15 protein-coding genes are annotated in these 17,779 nt (G+C 50.2%); 9 read left to right on the top strand and 6 right to left on the bottom strand.

Annotated elements, in window-relative coordinates; genetic code table 11:
* The first annotated feature begins 129 nt into the window (after positions 1-129).
* The gene (locus ACQ6WK_RS08910; RefSeq protein ID WP_432797030.1) at positions 130-2,073 is read left to right on the top strand and encodes a hypothetical protein; all 1,944 of its coding nucleotides are present in this window, start codon (positions 130-132) and stop codon (positions 2,071-2,073) included.
* Between the two features lie 111 nt (positions 2,074-2,184).
* Here the strand turns inward: ACQ6WK_RS08910 and ACQ6WK_RS08915 are convergent, their stop codons facing one another.
* On the bottom strand, positions 2,185-2,811 hold the full coding sequence (locus tag ACQ6WK_RS08915; RefSeq protein WP_432797031.1) for a hypothetical protein: 627 nt from the start codon (positions 2,809-2,811) through the stop codon (positions 2,185-2,187).
* Positions 2,812-2,864: 53 nt separating this feature from the next.
* A complete protein-coding gene (locus tag ACQ6WK_RS08920; protein ID WP_432797032.1) occupies positions 2,865-3,599 on the bottom strand; it encodes an SDR family oxidoreductase in 735 nt (244 codons plus the stop codon).
* A 1,534-nt stretch (positions 3,600-5,133) separates the two neighbouring features.
* Here ACQ6WK_RS08920 and carA point away from each other — a divergent pair.
* The 7 genes from carA (at position 5,134) to ACQ6WK_RS08955 (ending at position 13,314) form a co-directional block, all read left to right on the top strand.
* Entirely contained in the window at positions 5,134-6,372 is a 1,239-nt protein-coding gene (carA, locus tag ACQ6WK_RS08925) for a glutamine-hydrolyzing carbamoyl-phosphate synthase small subunit (RefSeq protein WP_432797033.1), read from the top strand.
* A 455-nt stretch (positions 6,373-6,827) separates the two neighbouring features.
* Complete coding sequence (locus ACQ6WK_RS08930; protein ID WP_432797034.1) at positions 6,828-7,559, top strand: PEP-CTERM sorting domain-containing protein; 732 nt, start codon at positions 6,828-6,830, stop codon at positions 7,557-7,559.
* 128 nt (positions 7,560-7,687) lie between these two features.
* Complete coding sequence (gene speA / locus ACQ6WK_RS08935; protein WP_432797035.1) at positions 7,688-9,628, top strand: biosynthetic arginine decarboxylase; 1,941 nt, start codon at positions 7,688-7,690, stop codon at positions 9,626-9,628.
* Positions 9,629-9,636: 8 nt separating this feature from the next.
* Complete coding sequence (locus ACQ6WK_RS08940; protein WP_432797036.1) at positions 9,637-10,434, top strand: sulfite exporter TauE/SafE family protein; 798 nt, start codon at positions 9,637-9,639, stop codon at positions 10,432-10,434.
* Positions 10,431-11,282 carry a hypothetical protein gene (locus ACQ6WK_RS08945; RefSeq protein WP_432797037.1) on the top strand — a complete coding sequence of 284 codons (852 nt, stop codon included), beginning with the start codon at positions 10,431-10,433 and terminating at the stop codon, positions 11,280-11,282. The genes ACQ6WK_RS08940 and ACQ6WK_RS08945 overlap by 4 nt, the downstream gene beginning before the upstream one ends.
* Before the next feature lie 33 nt (positions 11,283-11,315).
* Entirely contained in the window at positions 11,316-12,215 is a 900-nt protein-coding gene (gene nadC / locus ACQ6WK_RS08950) for a carboxylating nicotinate-nucleotide diphosphorylase (RefSeq protein ID WP_432797038.1), read from the top strand.
* A 58-nt stretch (positions 12,216-12,273) separates the two neighbouring features.
* Positions 12,274-13,314: a biotin--[acetyl-CoA-carboxylase] ligase gene (locus ACQ6WK_RS08955; protein WP_432797039.1), complete on the top strand. Its 1,041-nt coding sequence runs from the start codon at positions 12,274-12,276 to the stop codon at positions 13,312-13,314.
* A gap of 87 nt (positions 13,315-13,401) precedes the next feature.
* On the opposite strand, the gene ACQ6WK_RS08960 is transcribed toward ACQ6WK_RS08955, so the two are convergent.
* The 4 genes from ACQ6WK_RS08960 to acpS all read right to left on the bottom strand — a co-directional run bounded on the left by ACQ6WK_RS08960 (position 13,402) and on the right by acpS (position 16,404).
* Positions 13,402-14,583 carry a pyridoxal phosphate-dependent aminotransferase gene (locus ACQ6WK_RS08960; protein ID WP_432797040.1) on the bottom strand — a complete coding sequence of 394 codons (1,182 nt, stop codon included), beginning with the start codon at positions 14,581-14,583 and terminating at the stop codon, positions 13,402-13,404.
* A gap of 152 nt (positions 14,584-14,735) precedes the next feature.
* On the bottom strand, positions 14,736-14,915 hold the full coding sequence (locus tag ACQ6WK_RS08965; protein ID WP_432797041.1) for a small basic protein: 180 nt from the start codon (positions 14,913-14,915) through the stop codon (positions 14,736-14,738).
* A gap of 130 nt (positions 14,916-15,045) precedes the next feature.
* On the bottom strand, positions 15,046-15,903 hold the full coding sequence (locus ACQ6WK_RS08970; protein WP_432797042.1) for a hypothetical protein: 858 nt from the start codon (positions 15,901-15,903) through the stop codon (positions 15,046-15,048).
* Positions 15,904-16,014: 111 nt separating this feature from the next.
* Positions 16,015-16,404: a holo-ACP synthase gene (gene acpS, locus ACQ6WK_RS08975; protein WP_432797043.1), complete on the bottom strand. Its 390-nt coding sequence runs from the start codon at positions 16,402-16,404 to the stop codon at positions 16,015-16,017.
* 84 nt (positions 16,405-16,488) lie between these two features.
* On the opposite strand from acpS, the gene mqnE reads away from it, so the two are divergent.
* The gene (mqnE, locus tag ACQ6WK_RS08980; RefSeq protein WP_432797044.1) at positions 16,489-17,661 is read left to right on the top strand and encodes an aminofutalosine synthase MqnE; all 1,173 of its coding nucleotides are present in this window, start codon (positions 16,489-16,491) and stop codon (positions 17,659-17,661) included.
* Positions 17,662-17,779: the final 118 nt, after the last annotated feature.

The following is a 17,779-nucleotide window of genomic DNA, read 5'->3' on the forward strand; positions in this document are numbered from 1 at the left end:
CGATATCTCAATGCGATAATCTCTTGCCGACAATTACTGCGCTAAACCCCAATACCACATTGTGCTATTCTCACATAAATTAAATTAATTGCGCTTCTAACATGTCTAAACAATAGGAGATGAAAGATCATGTCACGCGCCTGTAAACGCTTATCGTCTATCATTGCCCTCACATGTCTCACTTCGCCGCTTGTGGCCATGCCACTTTATGAAATTCAAACCATTGGACCAACCTCACCCACTTATGAACGCATTGTCTCTGGCGAATACCACCGCGACTCGACCGCAAAATACGTCGCAGCCAACAACCACGTCACCGGCCTCGCAGACCGCTACTACGACAACGCCGGCCGCGGCTACGATGTCTGGCACTTCAACGGCACCACCACGCAAATCATCAATCTCACCACATCCGGCCACTATTACGATCACCCCTCCGGCGGAATCTACCGCCAATCCACCACACAAACCATCAACGCCAACGGCCACGTCATTGGACGCAGCAACCGATACCTCGTTACTGGCGGCAGCCGCGGCTACGATGTTTGGCATTTCAACGGTTCCACCACCACCAACCTCTCACTCACCGGTGCAGGCTACCAGTACAACCACGGCTCAGGTGGCATCTACCGCTATTCCACCGTCTATAAAATCAACAACAACATCAACCCACACATCATAGGATCCAACAACACCTTCACTGCTACCGGTGGAAGCACTGGCATCGCGGCGTGGCTTTACAATTCAGGCACAAGCTCACACACACTCCTCGGCTACTACGGTACAGGCTACGAATACTTCCCTGCATATGCAGGTGGCGCAGCTTACACGTCCAACCACGTCCGCGGCCTCAACGACAACGGACACGCCGTCGGGTTCACCTCACGCTTCTCAACTATCGACGGCGTGCAGATTGGCTACGATGCCTGGTACTACAATGGCTCCATCCACACCCAACTCGGATTCACCGGCACAGGCTACAGCTACCTCGCCGCCCCCGGCAACATCAAGCGGGACTCCAAAGCCATCTACATCAACAACAGCAATAAAGTCGCCGGCTGGAGCACCCGCTTCAACAACACCGGCACCAACCTTGGTCAGGATGCATGGCTGTACGATGGCGGCTCAACCACCAACATCTCACTCACCGGCCCTGATTATCAGTACAACCCTGCCGCGGCACCCACAGACACATACCAATACGCCATCGTACGAGAACTCAACCCACTCTCTCACGCCTTCGGCGACCAGAAACGGTTCAGTTCCGCCGGCGATGAACGCGGTCAGGACGTCTGGCGACACCTCAGTGGCTCAACGTCGCAAATCTCCCTTACCGGCGCGCTCTACGAAAACGACAACCTCCCCGGCGAGCCCGCAATCCGCCACGCAGAGCTCACGGCCATCAACAACACCGGCTCGGCCGTTGGGACCAACCGCATCTACAGCAACTCAGGACTCAACTATGGGCAAGACGCCTGGCTCTTTAACCACGGTACCAACAATCTCGATGTCATCTCCCTCACCGGCGGTACATTCGAGTACACCGATGCCTCGGGAACCAAACGTGACGGCGAAGCCAAGTTCATCACTAATGACAATCTCGTCGCAGGTGTCAGTAAACGCTATAACGCCGGCGGCAGCGCCTACGGCCAATCCGCTTGGCTCTACGACCCGATCACCGATTCAACATCTGAACTAACCTTCTCTATCCGTGACGATGGCCTTTCCTACACCAATGTTCAGGCGCTGACCACCAATGGTATCGTCCTCGGTAACTACCAACTCTTCGACGGCGCCACTCTCCTCGGTGTCCATGCCTTCCGATGGGACGCGACCAATGGCTTTTTTGACCTCGGCAATATCACCACTAACCTCGCTGCGGCTAACTGGGAAAACTTACTCTATGTCGTCGGTTCCGATCCTGATGCCGAATACATCATCGGCAACAGCATCAAATCAGACATGCTCTACGGCAACATGCCCTACCTGCTCACACCCACCATCCCCGAACCAACCTCACTCACAATCCTCTCACTTGCCCCACTACTATTTATCCGCAGGCAAGCCTTATAACAACACAATCATTCAGCACCCTCAAAACCTTGGTCCACACCAAGGTTTTTTTATGATTGCAGATGATGGATTTATTCGCGCATACTTTACAATATCACCAAATTTGCCAAATCAGTTTGCCTTCACCTCTACCCCCGTGATCGACATCTCCGTCGTAAACGCGAGCAGCCCCTCAGATTTGATCGACATCTTCACCAGCATCCCCGGGATCACATCTTCCTCACCTTGCCCCGCACTCATCCAAATCCTCGTCACCACCGAACCGGTCGCATCTTCCTTCTTAACCTCAACCCAACGTGCCTTGATCTTCTTACCAAGAACCTCCAAGACTTCTTCACCTTCTCCCACCTTCCCCGGCGGATTCAAATACCCATCCGCTTCAGCCTGCGTCACACGCTTTGGTATCAACACTTCCTCTGCCGGTTGAGTCACCTCACCATTCGCGGCTACAACCTTGCGTGTCATTGACACCACCGCCTGCTTGTCGTCGATCGATTTCAACACCAACGTCGCTAATACCTTGACCTCACCTTCGTCTGTCTTGGTCACGATCGTTTGATCGACCGATGTGCCGACACCAAATAGTGCCCAATTATCATAAAGTGGATTAGCAACAAGTGTCTCGCCTGTTGGCTCCTCCGGCGGTTCCACAGGCATCGGTTCTAAGGTTTGCGCAACTAATAACGCCTGCAAACACAAGCTCAAACACATCACCATCCAAACTACGCCCATCTTCATCCGGCTATCTCCTGATCAAAAATATCTATTTCGCACACCTATCATAACCGGGATCACATCTCTTGACCCGTCGCAGCCAAAATGATCTCACGGATACATACATGCTGCGGCTGCTCATAAGCATACACAATGGCACGCGCCACATCCGCGCTCGTCAGCGCACCACCCATACCCTGCTTCCACGTTTCATAATCTGATTTGATCTGATCGTTCGTAGTATGCGACAGCAATTCGGTTTCCACCACACCAGGTGCGATGGTCGTCACACGAACATTATGCTTGAGTGATTCTTGCCGAATCGCTTCGCCAACCGCATGAACAGCAAACTTCGTCCCACAGTACACTGCATGATCAGGAAAGATTTTTGTCCCGGCAATGGAACCAACATTTATGACCGTGCCGTGCTTACGTTCATACATCCCCTTGATCACCGCATAGATGCCGTTCATCACACCATGCACATTTACATCTATCATGGCCTGCCATTCGCTTTGCTTCTGATTAGCGAATTGCTCTAGCATCATTACACCGGCATTATTGACAATGCAATCAACCGATTGGTTAAATTTCTTTTCTGCAGCAGCTACTGCTTTTCTAATTTTTTTGATATCCGTTACATCAACTTTCTCACACATGGCATTCTCAAGACCGAGTTTCTTCATACGATCCACACGCCTCGCAAGCAGCAAAAGTGGATGACCGAGGCTATGAAATTGTTTAGCCGTGTCTTCACCAATACCACTGCTTGCCCCAGTAATAACGATCAGTGATTTGCCACCATCACTCATAATGTTCTCCTTCTTATCTAACCATCTATTAGACATAACCGTGTACGCATCAATCTAGCTAGATTGACTCACAAACTTCAACACCGAATCATAGGCAATCTATCAACATGAATCTTTAATGATCGATAGAAGATGACCGCTACGGTTCGAGATAACCGATGGAGATACCTTAGTAAAGTCATCTTTCTTGCCACAAAGAAATGAGTTGGCGCATAAAAAAAGAGCCGTCAGTCAGTCCTCTTTGGTTAGCGTTCGGGTCTGTGGGAGCAAAGCCCACTCGCCGCTCTGACGTTTTGATGGTGCTCACGCATCGTACCCACCCCTGGGCCGACGCGCGGGTTTGACTTGCTGCGTTTGAATCAGCCGAAACCAATTCTGATGGATGTCACATATGATAGCCGCCGAAGCAAACATCATTCTGTGTGGCTCGTCAGCACCGCCGAAGCAGTACCGATTTACCGATCCATCTGCGACACCAAGGCTTTGGGGATCATTCCAGAGCCTCGTCTTGTCGTTGCCGACATAACAAAACCCCATGATGATCCAACCTCAGTGAGGCCGCAGTAGCCGCAACCGGCCATTGCCGATTGCCCCCTCTTCCCGTGTATTTCGCAATCCACCAACGTCCTGCGTTCATAGATCGCTCAGGGTACAGGAAGAGCCGAATGCTTTATGGCGAACCTTGCACTGGTTCCTCTGCGGGACAGTACGTGGCCGAGGCAGACACAAAACTGAATCGTGACACACGTGTTTGAGTCGTCGATCTGCGGGGGGCTTAAATCAACTGACTCCGCGTGTTGCGATCGGCTTGCGACCTGCTGGCTTCGCTTTTCAGCGCTACCGGGTCGCATCCATGCGTGCTGTTTTACACAACCACAAATACGAGTATCCATCGTCGTGCCAGCTCGCCGGCAGTCTCTGCTCGCCGCGGCATTCTCTTGCACCATCTTGTCAAAGATCCAACGTTCAGAAGTGCTGACTGATCAGCTCACACGTCAATATGCAGCGCCGAAGCCTCTCTCGCAATGACTTTTTTATTTGTTGAATGACGGTGCATATCTCAACTATTTACGGTGGATAAACTGTCGTGACATCCCATGTCAAGAAGGGTTTTGTCGCGCACAGGATCGAACTTGTCCGAAAAAATCCCGCATCGTTAGCTGCTGACTTCAGCTTCGATTCTCACAACCACATTGAGTTATCAACACGCTCGTCAGCATGCAACAGATGAATATCCCCAATTTTGGGATTTTGTAGATCGCACTCCCCATTTTGATCTTATTCCATGTACATACGAAGCACCTTGCCGAGGTACACCAACTCAATCACAAGTCACCGCACATAACTAATGCTGAGCCCGCCCGTGTCGCACTTGTCCAGCTTCCGAGCCGCTCACACTCTACTATTGATTCACGAACACTATGCCTACCACCACTGCTCAATTCCGGCTGGCGGTAAATTCGTCAAATGCTCACAAAACCGCTAAAATCCCCCCAGCATGAGCCAAAATCCAACACATAACGACGATGCAAGTATGCCAACCCCGACCGGAGGCCTCACCATGGCCCCTGCCCGTCTCGCCCTTGAAGACGGCTCGGTTTTCCATGGACAGGCATTCGGCGATCTCTCCCCTCGCTGCATTGATGCTGAGGTGTGCTTCAACACCTCGCTCACCGGCTATCAGGAGATCCTCACCGACCCTTCCTATCGCAGCCAAATCGTCACGATGACCTACCCCCTCATCGGAAACTATGGCATCAACGAAGCCGACCTCGAATCCGGCAAAATCCAAGTCTCCGGCTTCATCGTTCGCGAACTAGCCAATGTGATGAGTAACTATCGAGCCTCGCAAAAACTCGAAAACTGGCTCTCAGACCAAAACGTCACCGGCATCACCGGCATAGACACCCGCGCACTGACTCGTAAACTCCGAACCACCGGCGCAATGAACGGCATCCTCTGTACAGACACCAACCTTTCAGACGCGGAGCTGGTCGCCCAAGCGAAAACGGCGCAAGGATTGGTGGGACGCAATCTCGTGGAAGGTGTATCACGCACCGAACCGCTACAGTGGGATGAAGATCTGGGCGACTGGGCCCCGCTACATGGTGAAGTTGAGCGGCCAGCCAAACAGTTCCGTGTCGTCGCGATCGATTGCGGCGCAAAACTGAATATCCTGCGTAATCTGACGGATTCGGGTTGTGATGTGATTGTGGTGCCGTGGAACACTTCGGCGGAAGACATCTTGGCACATGAGCCGGATGGCATCTTTGTCTCCAACGGCCCCGGCGATCCAGCACCCGTGACCGAAACGATCGAAAATATCAAAAAGCTACACGGACAGAAACCAATCTTTGGGATCTGTCTTGGCCATCAACTCTTATGCCTCTCATTAGGTGCAGAAACCTACAAGCTGAAATTCGGTCACCGTGGCGGCAATCAGCCGGTGCAAAACCTGCATACTGGCAAGGTCGAAATTACCAGCCAGAATCATGGGTTCGCGGTGGATACGGAATCGCTGGAATCTGTCGGAGCCGAACCTACCCATATTAACCTGAATGACCGTACACTCGCGGGCTTCAGGCATAATGAATTACCTATCTTCGCCATCCAATACCATCCTGAGGCTTCTCCCGGCCCACATGATTCACGATATCTGTTTGATTGCTTCATTGACATGATGCAAACAGGGCAATCCCCAACAGGCGAAAAGATGGATCTAGCTCAACGTCGTCGTAACAACCTGATCACATCTGTAACTAATGAAGTATGACGAAGCACTTACACTTAACCGATTATTTGCAAGAATTTATAACACCTCATCTTCTACATTTGGCTCGTCATATTATTATGTAATTTTGATAATAAATTCTCTTGCGTGCTCACCTAAACAGGCGTAATCTATGACTATGTAGTCTGATGTACAGTTAAGATACATGTAAGCAATCTTGCTTGATTAAAACCTGATTAATTATGTTACTAAAAATTTATCAGTATTCAGCTACGTGCTACGGCATCACTTTATTCGTCCTTTGTAATTGCGGCACGTACAGATAAGAACAGACTGCAATGAGTGTTGAAGTTGAAATCGCTGAGGAGAAACAGCAACAGTTCAAGTTTTCAAACTGAGCTTGCACTGAAAATTGCACGAGTGGCATGGCGGCATAACCATACAACGGAGACGCAAGGATATGCACAGTGAGCATATCGTTGGAGGGCAATCTTAAGATGAATCTTTCTACTATGACGAATCGTTTTAAAGGCGTGATGATTGTGCTTTGCGCAGTCATCACTTTATCACTGACAAACCGCACACAAGCTGCAATTATCTGGGACTTTGGACCACCCGCATCATCAGCGGTTTCTATTCAAGACATCATCAACAACGGTGGCTTACAGGTTGGCAGCTTCTTTTTTGATGACTGGAGTTTTGTCGCCACACCTGACTCAATCGGCATCATGGCTGATGATGTCAAAGTCAGTGCATTCACACGTGGGGATGGTGGTGTGGGCCTTTCATTCTTTGGCCCTTGGCAAATCAACGACGGTGAACTTAACAATACGAATATTGGTTTCAGTGCAGCCAACGCTGGCGGTATTGCCTCTGCTGAACTTCAAACGACTGCAGCAAACACACTCGGCTCAGGCTCAATCGACATTGTCGAAACGATCTTCGCGGTCGACCCGCTTTCATCAAATCCGCCAATCCATGGCACGATGAACAACCATAAGAAAATCGGTAGCCCGTTCAATCAAAACTTCGATGATCTAAGCTTCAGTTCAGATAACAAGATCTATGTGGTCAAGGACATCACTGTCCGCGGCGGCAACGCACATTCCGGACCTGGCGCGGCGCACCTCAGCCAGTTCACACAGTATTTTGTACCAGAACCTGGCATGCTCGCACTCTCCACAATCGGCATGTTTGTCATCGGTATGCGTCGTAAACGTGGTGCCTAATAAAAGTCAATACTTAACGGTTCGAGCCCGCCATCATCGGCGGGTTTTTTAATGCAATACCAATCATCGCCCTATGTTGGCCTGCGAAAGATGCCGCTCCCCGCGCACCTCACTATAATGCCACATGTATGACTCAACCCCAAACCAACAATCTCTCAGCCACATCCAAAGACTGGGTGCCTGAGCAATCTTCCGAACTTTATCGCATCGCAGAGTGGTCACGTGGCTACTTTGAAGTGGGTAAAAACGGGCATCTTCACGTACATCCAACAGGTTCTCCCACAACAAACCTAGATCTTAAGGAGCTTGTCGATCAGTTGCGTTTGCGCGACATGCAGCCACCGTTATTGATCCGCTTCACAGACATCCTCAGAAATCGGCTCAGATCCATTGCCGATGCATTCAGCACCGCTATCACTGATCACCAATACACCGGCTCATACCAAGCCGTGTACCCAATCAAAGTTAATCAACAGCGGCATGTTGTCGAGGAAGTGATCGCATATTCACGTGAACACAACTTTGGTTTGGAAGCAGGGTCAAAGCCGGAGCTGCTCGCGATCCTTGCGATGATCAATGACAATGACACACCGATCATATGTAACGGATTTAAGGACGCACAGTTCATCGAAGCGATCATCCTTGCATCGAAGATCGGACGAAACATCATCCCTGTGGTGGAAAAACTTTCGGAGCTGCCACTGATTATTAAGTATGCCGAAGCACACAATGTTCGCCCACACATCGGCATCCGTGCGAAACTGGCAGCCCTCGGTTCGGGACGATGGGAAGATTCCGGCAGCACACGATCCAAGTTCGGTCTGTTCACCTCTGAGATATTGCAAGCCGTTGAATTGCTTCAGTCACATAACATGATGGATTGCCTCACACTGATTCATGCGCATCTTGGTTCGCAACTGAACAACATTCAAAACATCAAACGGGCCACCAACGAACTGGCCCGTATCTACACACAACTCTATCAGCTCGGTGCAAATATGACGACGCTCGATGTCGGCGGTGGGCTTGGTGTCGATTATGACGGATCAAAATCATCCAACGCATCCTCGATGAACTATACCGATCAAGAGTATGCCAACAACATCGTCTTCCATGTGAAAGAAGCATGCGATGTGACAGGAGTACCACATCCGACGATCATCTCCGAATCGGGACGAGCCATGGTGGCGTACCACTCAGTATTGATCATGAATGTTCTAGGCAGCTCGATCACGAACTCACCAGAAATTCCCGTGCTCAACAACATAGAACAAAACGAATTGCCTACACCAATCAAAACGTTGTACGAATCAAGCATCGACATCAACCCTGAGAACTATATCGAATATTTCCACGATGCGCAGATCAATCGCGACGAAGCGAATGCACTGTTTAATCTTGGATACTGCACGCTTCAGCAGCGTGGACTAGCAGAAAAATTATTCTTCGACATCACTTCTCGTGCATATGCTTACCTTGAAGATTTAGATCAAATCCCAGATGAATTCCGTGGCTTGCAAGAGATGTTGGCTGATACTTATTTTATCAATACTTCGATTTTCCAATCGCTGCCTGACAATTGGGCCATTGGACAGCTATTCCCCATCATGCCGATCCACAGGCTAGATGAAAAGCCGACCCGTCATGCGCGGTTAGCTGACATCACCTGCGATTCAGACGGACAGATCTCTTCCTTCATCGGCAGTGGCGAAGATAAACCTTATCTGGAACTACATCCCCTACGTGAAGATGAAGATTATCTTGTCGGCGTGTTCCTTGTCGGCGCGTACCAAGAAATCCTCGGCGACATGCACAACCTCTTCGGCGATACCAACGCGGTACACATACATCTCGGTGACAACGACCAACCAATCATTGATCACACAATTGAAGGCGATACGATTGCAGACGTGCTTCAATATGTTCAATACGACACAAGGTTACTGAAGGCAAAGTTCCGCCAAGCTGTGGAACTGGCATTGAGAGAGAAACGCATTACGCTAAATGAAGCTTCTCTTCTCCGCCGATTCTATGATCAAGGACTCGCGGGCTACACCTACCTCAGCTGAAAACTGATATGTTTGACATCATCCCCGCCACCATTCCGCTCCCGGTCGCGCTAGCGGCTTTGATCCTTGCTGCCATCTTAATTGGTGTGAGTAAATCTGGTTTCGCGGGCAGTACCGCAATCTTGGCCGTTCCACTTGTAGCCAATGTTATCCCTGTTAAACAAACACTGGGGTTTCTATTACCGCTGCTGATTCTTGGCGATATCGCGGCAGTCATTCAACACCGCCATCATAATTCTTGGCCCCATTTTCGATGGATCACAATCGGCGGCGTGATCGGTGTCATACTGGCGACACTCTTACTTGTCATACTGGTTAGCCATACACAGGCACTTGCCCTGTTGCTTCAGTTTCTTGTCGGGTTACTCTGCATGATCGCAGTCGCGTTTCAATTTATACGGCAAATGGGCGGACCGTTGCCACATGTCCCCGCATCGCCCAAAGCAGGTTACGCTTGCGGCATACTTGCTGGTTTTGTATCAACACTCACTAATGCTGCTGGCCCGATTACCACGCTATACATGCTCGAGCAAAAACTCTCCAAACAAATTTTCACCAGCACGACGGTTCTAATCTTTCTTACGTTGAATCTGGTAAAGGTACCAACTTATCTTGCCTTCGGATTTATCTCATTCAACGCGATGTGGCTGACCCTTATCTGCCTACCCGCAGTACCGATTGGCTCACTCATCGGTATCTGGATGCATCACCGCGTACCTGAAAAAGTGTTCCTGTACATCATTTATCTTGCGACTCTTGCAGCATCATTCTCACTCCTCTACAAAGCGATCGTATCCATCCTATGACAAGAACCCATGTTGCTATTTTGAAGAAGCATTATGCGAACCTGATCCTTTCCGGGCAGAAAACCGTTGAATCTCGTATTACTCGAACAGCTTGTGCCCCGTACAACAATATTTCTCCAGGCGATCCGATTTATATCAAAATCTCGTCCGGACCATTTATCGCACACACAACCGCGCTTTCGATTCATTTTTATGATGCGCTCTCACCATATAAATTGCAGTCGCTTCAGGAGAAATTTAATCATGCGGTATGCGCGCCTGAAGAATACTGGCACGAGAAACAAAACTGCTCTTTTGCAACATTTATTCAACTCGGTCCAATCACTCCAACGAGTATTGGCCCCGAATACATTAAATCCATGAAGGCATGGCACGTGATTGCCAACGGTCAATCCGCGATATCTAAATCCAATGGGTCTAACCACCAGATAGCTGCTAGCTCTGTGCAGGAAACACCCACATCTTTAACCGCACCAGAGAAAACAACTTCATCACAATCCGAAACAATTCAAGAATCACAATCTACGCTCCCACCGATGTTCGATTCTGCGGAATTCGATTTCGCAATTGCCCTCACCACCGGCTCACTCAAAAACAACTATATCCGTATCCCCAATGATCACCCCATTCTTGCTCTGACCGAAACCCATCAAAATCATCTCGAACTGAATCTCCCCTCATTCGAGACAATTCATACCTCCATTGATCACGAGCGTAAACTGATCCGCTGGCGCGGCTGGGCGAATCATTTCAATTACCACCATTTACAGCCAGGAGACATGGTTCGTTTTGTCAGCTTCGCTCCCAGACGATATCGTGTACTATTCATCAAGAACGTGAACCCGTAAGTTTCTTCACCACGTACACGACTGAATCGTATGATGCCACAACTTTCAGACTATATCGCGCCAGCTGCAATCAGCAGTATCATCCAACAAGCTGTAGATGAAGACCTCGGTCCCAACAGAATCGATGTCACCTCACAAACCTTTATCCCTGAAACCCTCACCGCCACTGCACATATCATTGCCCGCAAACCTGGCATTCTCTGCGGTGCAGCACTACTCCCGCAAATCACTGCCACCTACGATCCTGCCATCACACTCACCATACACGTCAATGACGGATCACGCATCCAACCACAGGATAACATCGTCACGCTCACCGGCCCGCTGCGATCAATCCTTCCTGCCGAACGTATCGCGCTGAACTTCGTCACCCACCTGTCCGGCGTTGCCACACTCACCGATCAATTCGTCCAACTCACCGAAGGCACCTCCGCAAAAATCTGCGACACACGCAAAACCATCCCGGGCTTGCGCGGATTGCAAAAATACGCGGTCGCTTGCGGCGGCGGCACCAATCATCGCATTGGTTTGTATGACGCTGTCCTAATCAAAGACAATCACCTCGCCCACCTGCACATGGAGAATCTCTCTGCAGCAATCACCGAAGCCTGCCACCGCGCTCGAGCGGCTCATCCGAACCTGAAATTCGTACAGGTCGAGGTCGACACCCTTGAACAACTCGTACAGGCGCTGACAGCACCGGTAGATATCGTGCTGCTGGACAACATGCCACCTGAAGTCTTACAGCAAGCCGTTGCGATGCGCAACAAACTATCACCCACCATTCAGCTTGAGGCATCAGGTAACGTAAACCTCCAAACCACGCACGCAATTGCAGAAGCCGGCGTAGATCGAATCTCTATCGGTGCACTCACACACTCTGCACCATCACTGGATTTTGGACTCGACATACACGAAAACACTTCAGAGTGACACCTAGCAGCCTAACTCATGATTAGATTTCCAATGCTCACCGCCGGAGCAACGTAACATGCCATCTAACCCGCAAACACTCAACTCGCTACTTGCCGCATTCTTTCGAGCTAACACGCATCAATCCATCCATACATTATCACAAGTCACAAAACAATCACCACAACAAACAGCAACGTCCATTAATCACCTCCAAGCAATTGGTTGCATCTTTGATCATCATCCTCAACAGGGATACCGCCTGATACATACACCCATCACCCTCTGGACCGACTATCTTGAAGCCCAATCCCATCCCACCTGCCCACACAATATCCTCGTCTATAACACGACCGCTTCCACACAGGATGTCTGCAAACATTTACTCCAGCTGGAACAACAATCACCAGATAATTTACACAACACAATCGTCATCGCATCCCACCAAACCGCGGGACGTGGCCGACTTGGCCGGAAATGGATTTCACCGCCCGGCACAGCCATCACACTCTCAACAATCCACAACCAAGCCAACCACAACAACTCTAAGACCAAGATGCCGCCGGATCACGAACGATCAATCAACTATCTTTCGTTTGCAGTATCCGTAGCAATCGCACGAACAGTCGAATATTTTCTAGACAACACCAAGCATCAAACGCAGATTAAGTGGCCGAACGATGTTTGGGTGGATCATCGAAAAATAGCGGGAATTTTAGTAGAAACAGTGCCACATGCACACGCCCAAAGTAACACAGCCGTGGTTGGTATCGGCCTAAACGTTTCAATCACAGAAAATCAGATCCCGGAAAACTTGCGGACTCAAGGGCACTATATCCCAACATCACTTTCAATTGCGGGCTGCAAGATTGATCGCTTACCTGTAATTGCGAAGTTGATCGCGGAGATTGATCATGCTCTTGAGAAAGATGCCGCCACAGAGCTCTTGAATGATTGGCGTAAGCGCTGCCTGCACTTCAACCAACCCATCACGTGCAAAAACGAAAATCAAACCATCACAGGTACGGTCGTTGATCTTGACCCACAACTCGGACTCATTGTTCGTACATCCCACGGCCAACTCACGCACCTCCCAGCTCAAACCACAACACTACTTTAAGTGTTGATTAGACTGACACCATCAACATTAAATGTATGAAAAAAGCCGCAGTATCTATCGCGGCTCTACCTTTGTTGATAATCCAATTCATCCTTGCTTAGCCACATCCACAAGCACATCCAAGCCTGCTGCAAGCTTATCATTACTGCAAGCATAGCTGATACGAAAATGTGTATCTCTCTGCGAGAAGACATTGCCGGGAATCACCAATACGTTCCGTTCGATGACTTTTTCAACAAATTGTGTGGCTGTCATGCCCAAGCCTTCCGGGACTTTCGGGAACGCATAAAACGCTCCACCCGGCTTGGTAAGTTCAAACGTGCCGCTGAGTTTCTCCACGACCATGTCGCGCTTCTTCGTGTACGCCTCGACGTAGCTGGACATGTCAATATCCATCGCGGCAACTCCGCCAAACTGCACCATGGATGGTGCACAAACGAACGAGTACTGTTGTAGTTTGGTCATCTGCTCAACGATAGCTTTGGGGCCAACAACATAGCCAAGTCGCCACCCGGTCATCGCATATGTTTTGGAGTAACCACGCATCAACAGCAGGTTCTTACTATAGCTAGCCGGCGAAGCACACCGCATCTCATCATCATTGCCAACAACCTTTTCATAACAGAATTCGTCATAAATCTCATCGCTAAGCAGCAACAATCCTTTGGCTTCACACCACTCCGCAACTGCTTTACATGCATCAGATGTCGCGACCACACCAGTCGGATTGCTCGGCGTGTTGAAAAGCACAACCTTGGTTTTTTCGGTAACACAGGCTTCAAGTTTCTCAACCGTCAGCTGAAAATCCGGATATGTATCAACATATACCGCTTTACCACCTGCGAGTGTGACCAGATGTTTGTACATCACAAAATACGGATCAGGAATCAAAACCTCATCGCCTGGCTGAACCGTTGCAAGCAGCGCGAGCATGAGCCCGCCCGAAACACCGGAAGTAATCAGCACACCCGTGTCGTCACTAAGTCCACCCTGTCCGTTACCGAGCGTGTTTGGGAATTCATGACCGATCAGCAAAGAAACTTTGTCACGCAAATCTGCAATGCCTTGAGTTTGCGTGTAGCTGTTCATGCCGTCGCTGATCGCCTTCGCAGCAGCAGCTTTTACCTCGTCCGGCACATCAAAATCAGGTTGACCGATAGAAAGATTAATCGGGTCTTTAAGTTTAGCTGCCAAATCAAAAACCTTGCGGATACCAGATGCATCGATACCTTTGAGCCGTTCGGTAATCATGGATTCAGCGTTAAACATGATGGTGCCCTTTATCTTCCCTACGTGATTGAAACGCACAGAACAAAAGCCTGTCCGCCCCGGGTCAAGATCGCTTCTGCGGTCCGCAATACCCTCAAGACGTCAGGCTTATTTATGTTCGATCTTACGGGCCGCAGATCAGCGGCCTGCAATTATTTCTTCTTACCAGCGGTGACCTTGCGGCTACCAACTTTTGGCAAACCGATAGGATCACCTTTTTCCATATCAAACTTACCGTTAGCATTCAGCTTTGCAATACGCTCCGCGCGAGTCAGCACGTTGCGGTGCTTCGCCAAGCCACTACCACTCTTCAAACTACGGTCGATGCTCATATCTTCATTCCTTCTAGGCATCGTCATGACGCCCAATCAATCATTTGCAAGTTCTTCCCTGTCCGCCGATTAACCTCGTGGTCAATCCGCGTTAACAGGGGCAAAATTATCTTCCAGATTGCCCTGTGAGTCAAGAAGCCCCATTCGGCCCCTGATACAAACGGAAGTACATGTCACTTAAGTTCTTACCTTTTCGCTTGTTATGAATGCGCCACGCTTCGCCAAGTCTCTTCATATCCACCTTAACCTGTTCTGCTTCCCCGCGGATCGATTTAAATCCCTTCAGGTAAATTACTTCCACAAGCCCTTTACCCGCAAGCCCCACACTTTCCGGCAAGAACGCAGCGGCCTCCACATCGCGTTCCGCCATAAACTCAATTAGCGCCACCGCCGTCTCACGATCATACAACGTCAGCACCAAATAATTTTTTCCAGCCTCGCGCGGGTCCATCTCCATCGGCACCACAATATCCCCGGTTGCCTCATAAACACGCTCAAGCAAACTAACTTTTTTGCCGTCCGCAGCCACATCCGCAGCATCCTCACCACGAAGCATCGTAGGCGGGCCATGCAGCCGCGTGTATTGCGCTTGGCGTTGCTGCTTGGCCAATTCAAGCGTTCGCTCTTTCTGAGCAGCCCCTCGGCTCGACCCCACCCAGTAGGCCACCACGATCAGCACGAACACTCCGAGGCAAATCAGGATCGCCATGCCCCGCGGCACACGCAACACCAACGGCTCATCGAAAGTCGCCCACCAAGCCTTCCGAGCTCGGCCCGTCCCTGCTCCACGCACACCTATTGAGGATGCTGCCGGAACAGATTCTGCAACCGAAACTGGGTCTGCCTGTTTAACCGCATCGCCTTCATGCCCACCGTCTAGCGCACTATCGCGCTGCTCAGCTCGGCGCATGATCTCAAACGGTGCAATGGGGTCTTTTCTGCGGCTCATTCCTGCTTCGCGCTCCGTCGCTTCACGACTTTCCAACACAAATCAATACCAACACCAATATAACAATCTCATCCGATTCTTATACCACATAACAGCAAGAATCTTTCATTTCCGTAGATCGATTTCCCCATTCATTGAATCTCAAACCCCCTAGTCCTCACCCACACCAATCGCACTGGCCATGGCGTGACTTTTGATATGAGATATGCTGATCCACCACTGTGTAATGCCTAGCTTATCCGCTACATTTAGCGCCTCACCGGTCAATTTAAGCGACGGCTTACCGTTACCTTCACGAATCACCTCAACATCGGTCCATTGAATTCCGCCGCTAAGCCCAGTCCCCAGTACCTTCATGGCAGCTTCCTTCGCCGCGAATCGACCAGCCAGATGCTCAATCATCCGCACCTCACTTTTGGCTGAATACCCCTGCTCCCCCTCAGTAAAAACACGATCCAGAAAATGTGACCCATGACGAGCCACCATCTTTTCAATCCGCTCCGTATCCACCAAATCAATTCCATGTCCGACAATCTGCATCACAACATTCTACCAGCAACCCATCATCTCCGCCCTCACCCGCGAACATCGACACTCACCACGCGGAGACAGTATCATAAGCCCATGCACGAGAACACGATCAATCAAATCACCGACCCCGCTCTGATGTCGATCGCCGAGAAGGTTTTTGCAGGCGCACGTCTCTCTCCCGAAGATGGCCTCACCCTCCTCCAATCCGCCGACATCTACACCATCGGCCGTCTCGCCAATCATGTCCGCCAAAACCTCCACGGCCACACCACCTACTACAACATCAACCGCCACCTGAACTACTCAAACATCTGCGCTCTCTCCTGCAAATTCTGCGCCTTCCACCGTAAACGTGATCAAGACGGCGCCTACGAATACGACATGGATCGCATCCGCAAAGAAGCCATCACCGCTCTTGATGCCGGCGCGACCGAGATGCATATCGTCGGTGGGCTCCACCCCTTCCTCCCCTTCGATTACTACACCGAAATGCTTAGTGCGATTCGCGAAACCGCACCCAATATTCATATCAAAGCATTCACCGCCGTTGAGATTGTCCACCTCGCACGCATCTCCAAACGACCGAACGATATCGAAGCCGTCTTGCAAGACCTCAAAGAAGCCGGCCTTGGCTCACTCCCGGGCGGCGGCGCCGAAGTGTTTGATGACCGCGTGCATGATGAAGCTTTTAAAGGCAAAATCCGTTCTGACAAATGGCTCGATGTCCACCGCATCGCCCACAAGCTTGGGCTCATGACAAACGCCACTATGCTCTACGGCCACATCGAATCGCTCGAAGACCGTGTCCATCACTTCACCATGCTTCGTGACGCTCAAGATGAAGCGATCAACAATAACCATGCTGGCCGCTTCCAAACGATCATCCCCTTGCCCTTCATCCCCGACAATTCAGAACTCCAGCACCTCCCCGGCCCATCCGGCCTAGACAACCTCAAAATGCTTGCTATTTCCCGACTCATGCTCGACAACTTCCCACACGTCAAAGCATTCTGGATCATGCAAACCCTCCCGCTCGCTCAGATCGCGCTGGACTACGGCGTTGACGACATGGACGGCACCGTCGTTTGGTATGACATTACCAAAACCGAAGGCCAAGGCACCCATCAGGAAGTCACACCCACAACACTAAAAACCGCCATCATTGAAGCAGGCTACACCCCCGTCGAACGCGACACCCTCTACTACCCCATTACTCGTGATGGCAAAGATTGGCAACGCGCAGAAGAATCAATGCTTCTATCGTAAAACCAAGCAACCAAAGTGTTTCGTACTTCATTTCTGCGACATTTCTACGGTTTTTTCCCAAATCCAAATATTCTGTGAAATACAATCACCGGCAGTACGTCTTTGCTGGTAGAACAGA

Origin of the sequence: Poriferisphaera sp. WC338, assembly GCF_050931845.1 — a bacterium.
Lineage (GTDB): Bacteria > Planctomycetota > Phycisphaerae > Phycisphaerales > Phycisphaeraceae > Poriferisphaera.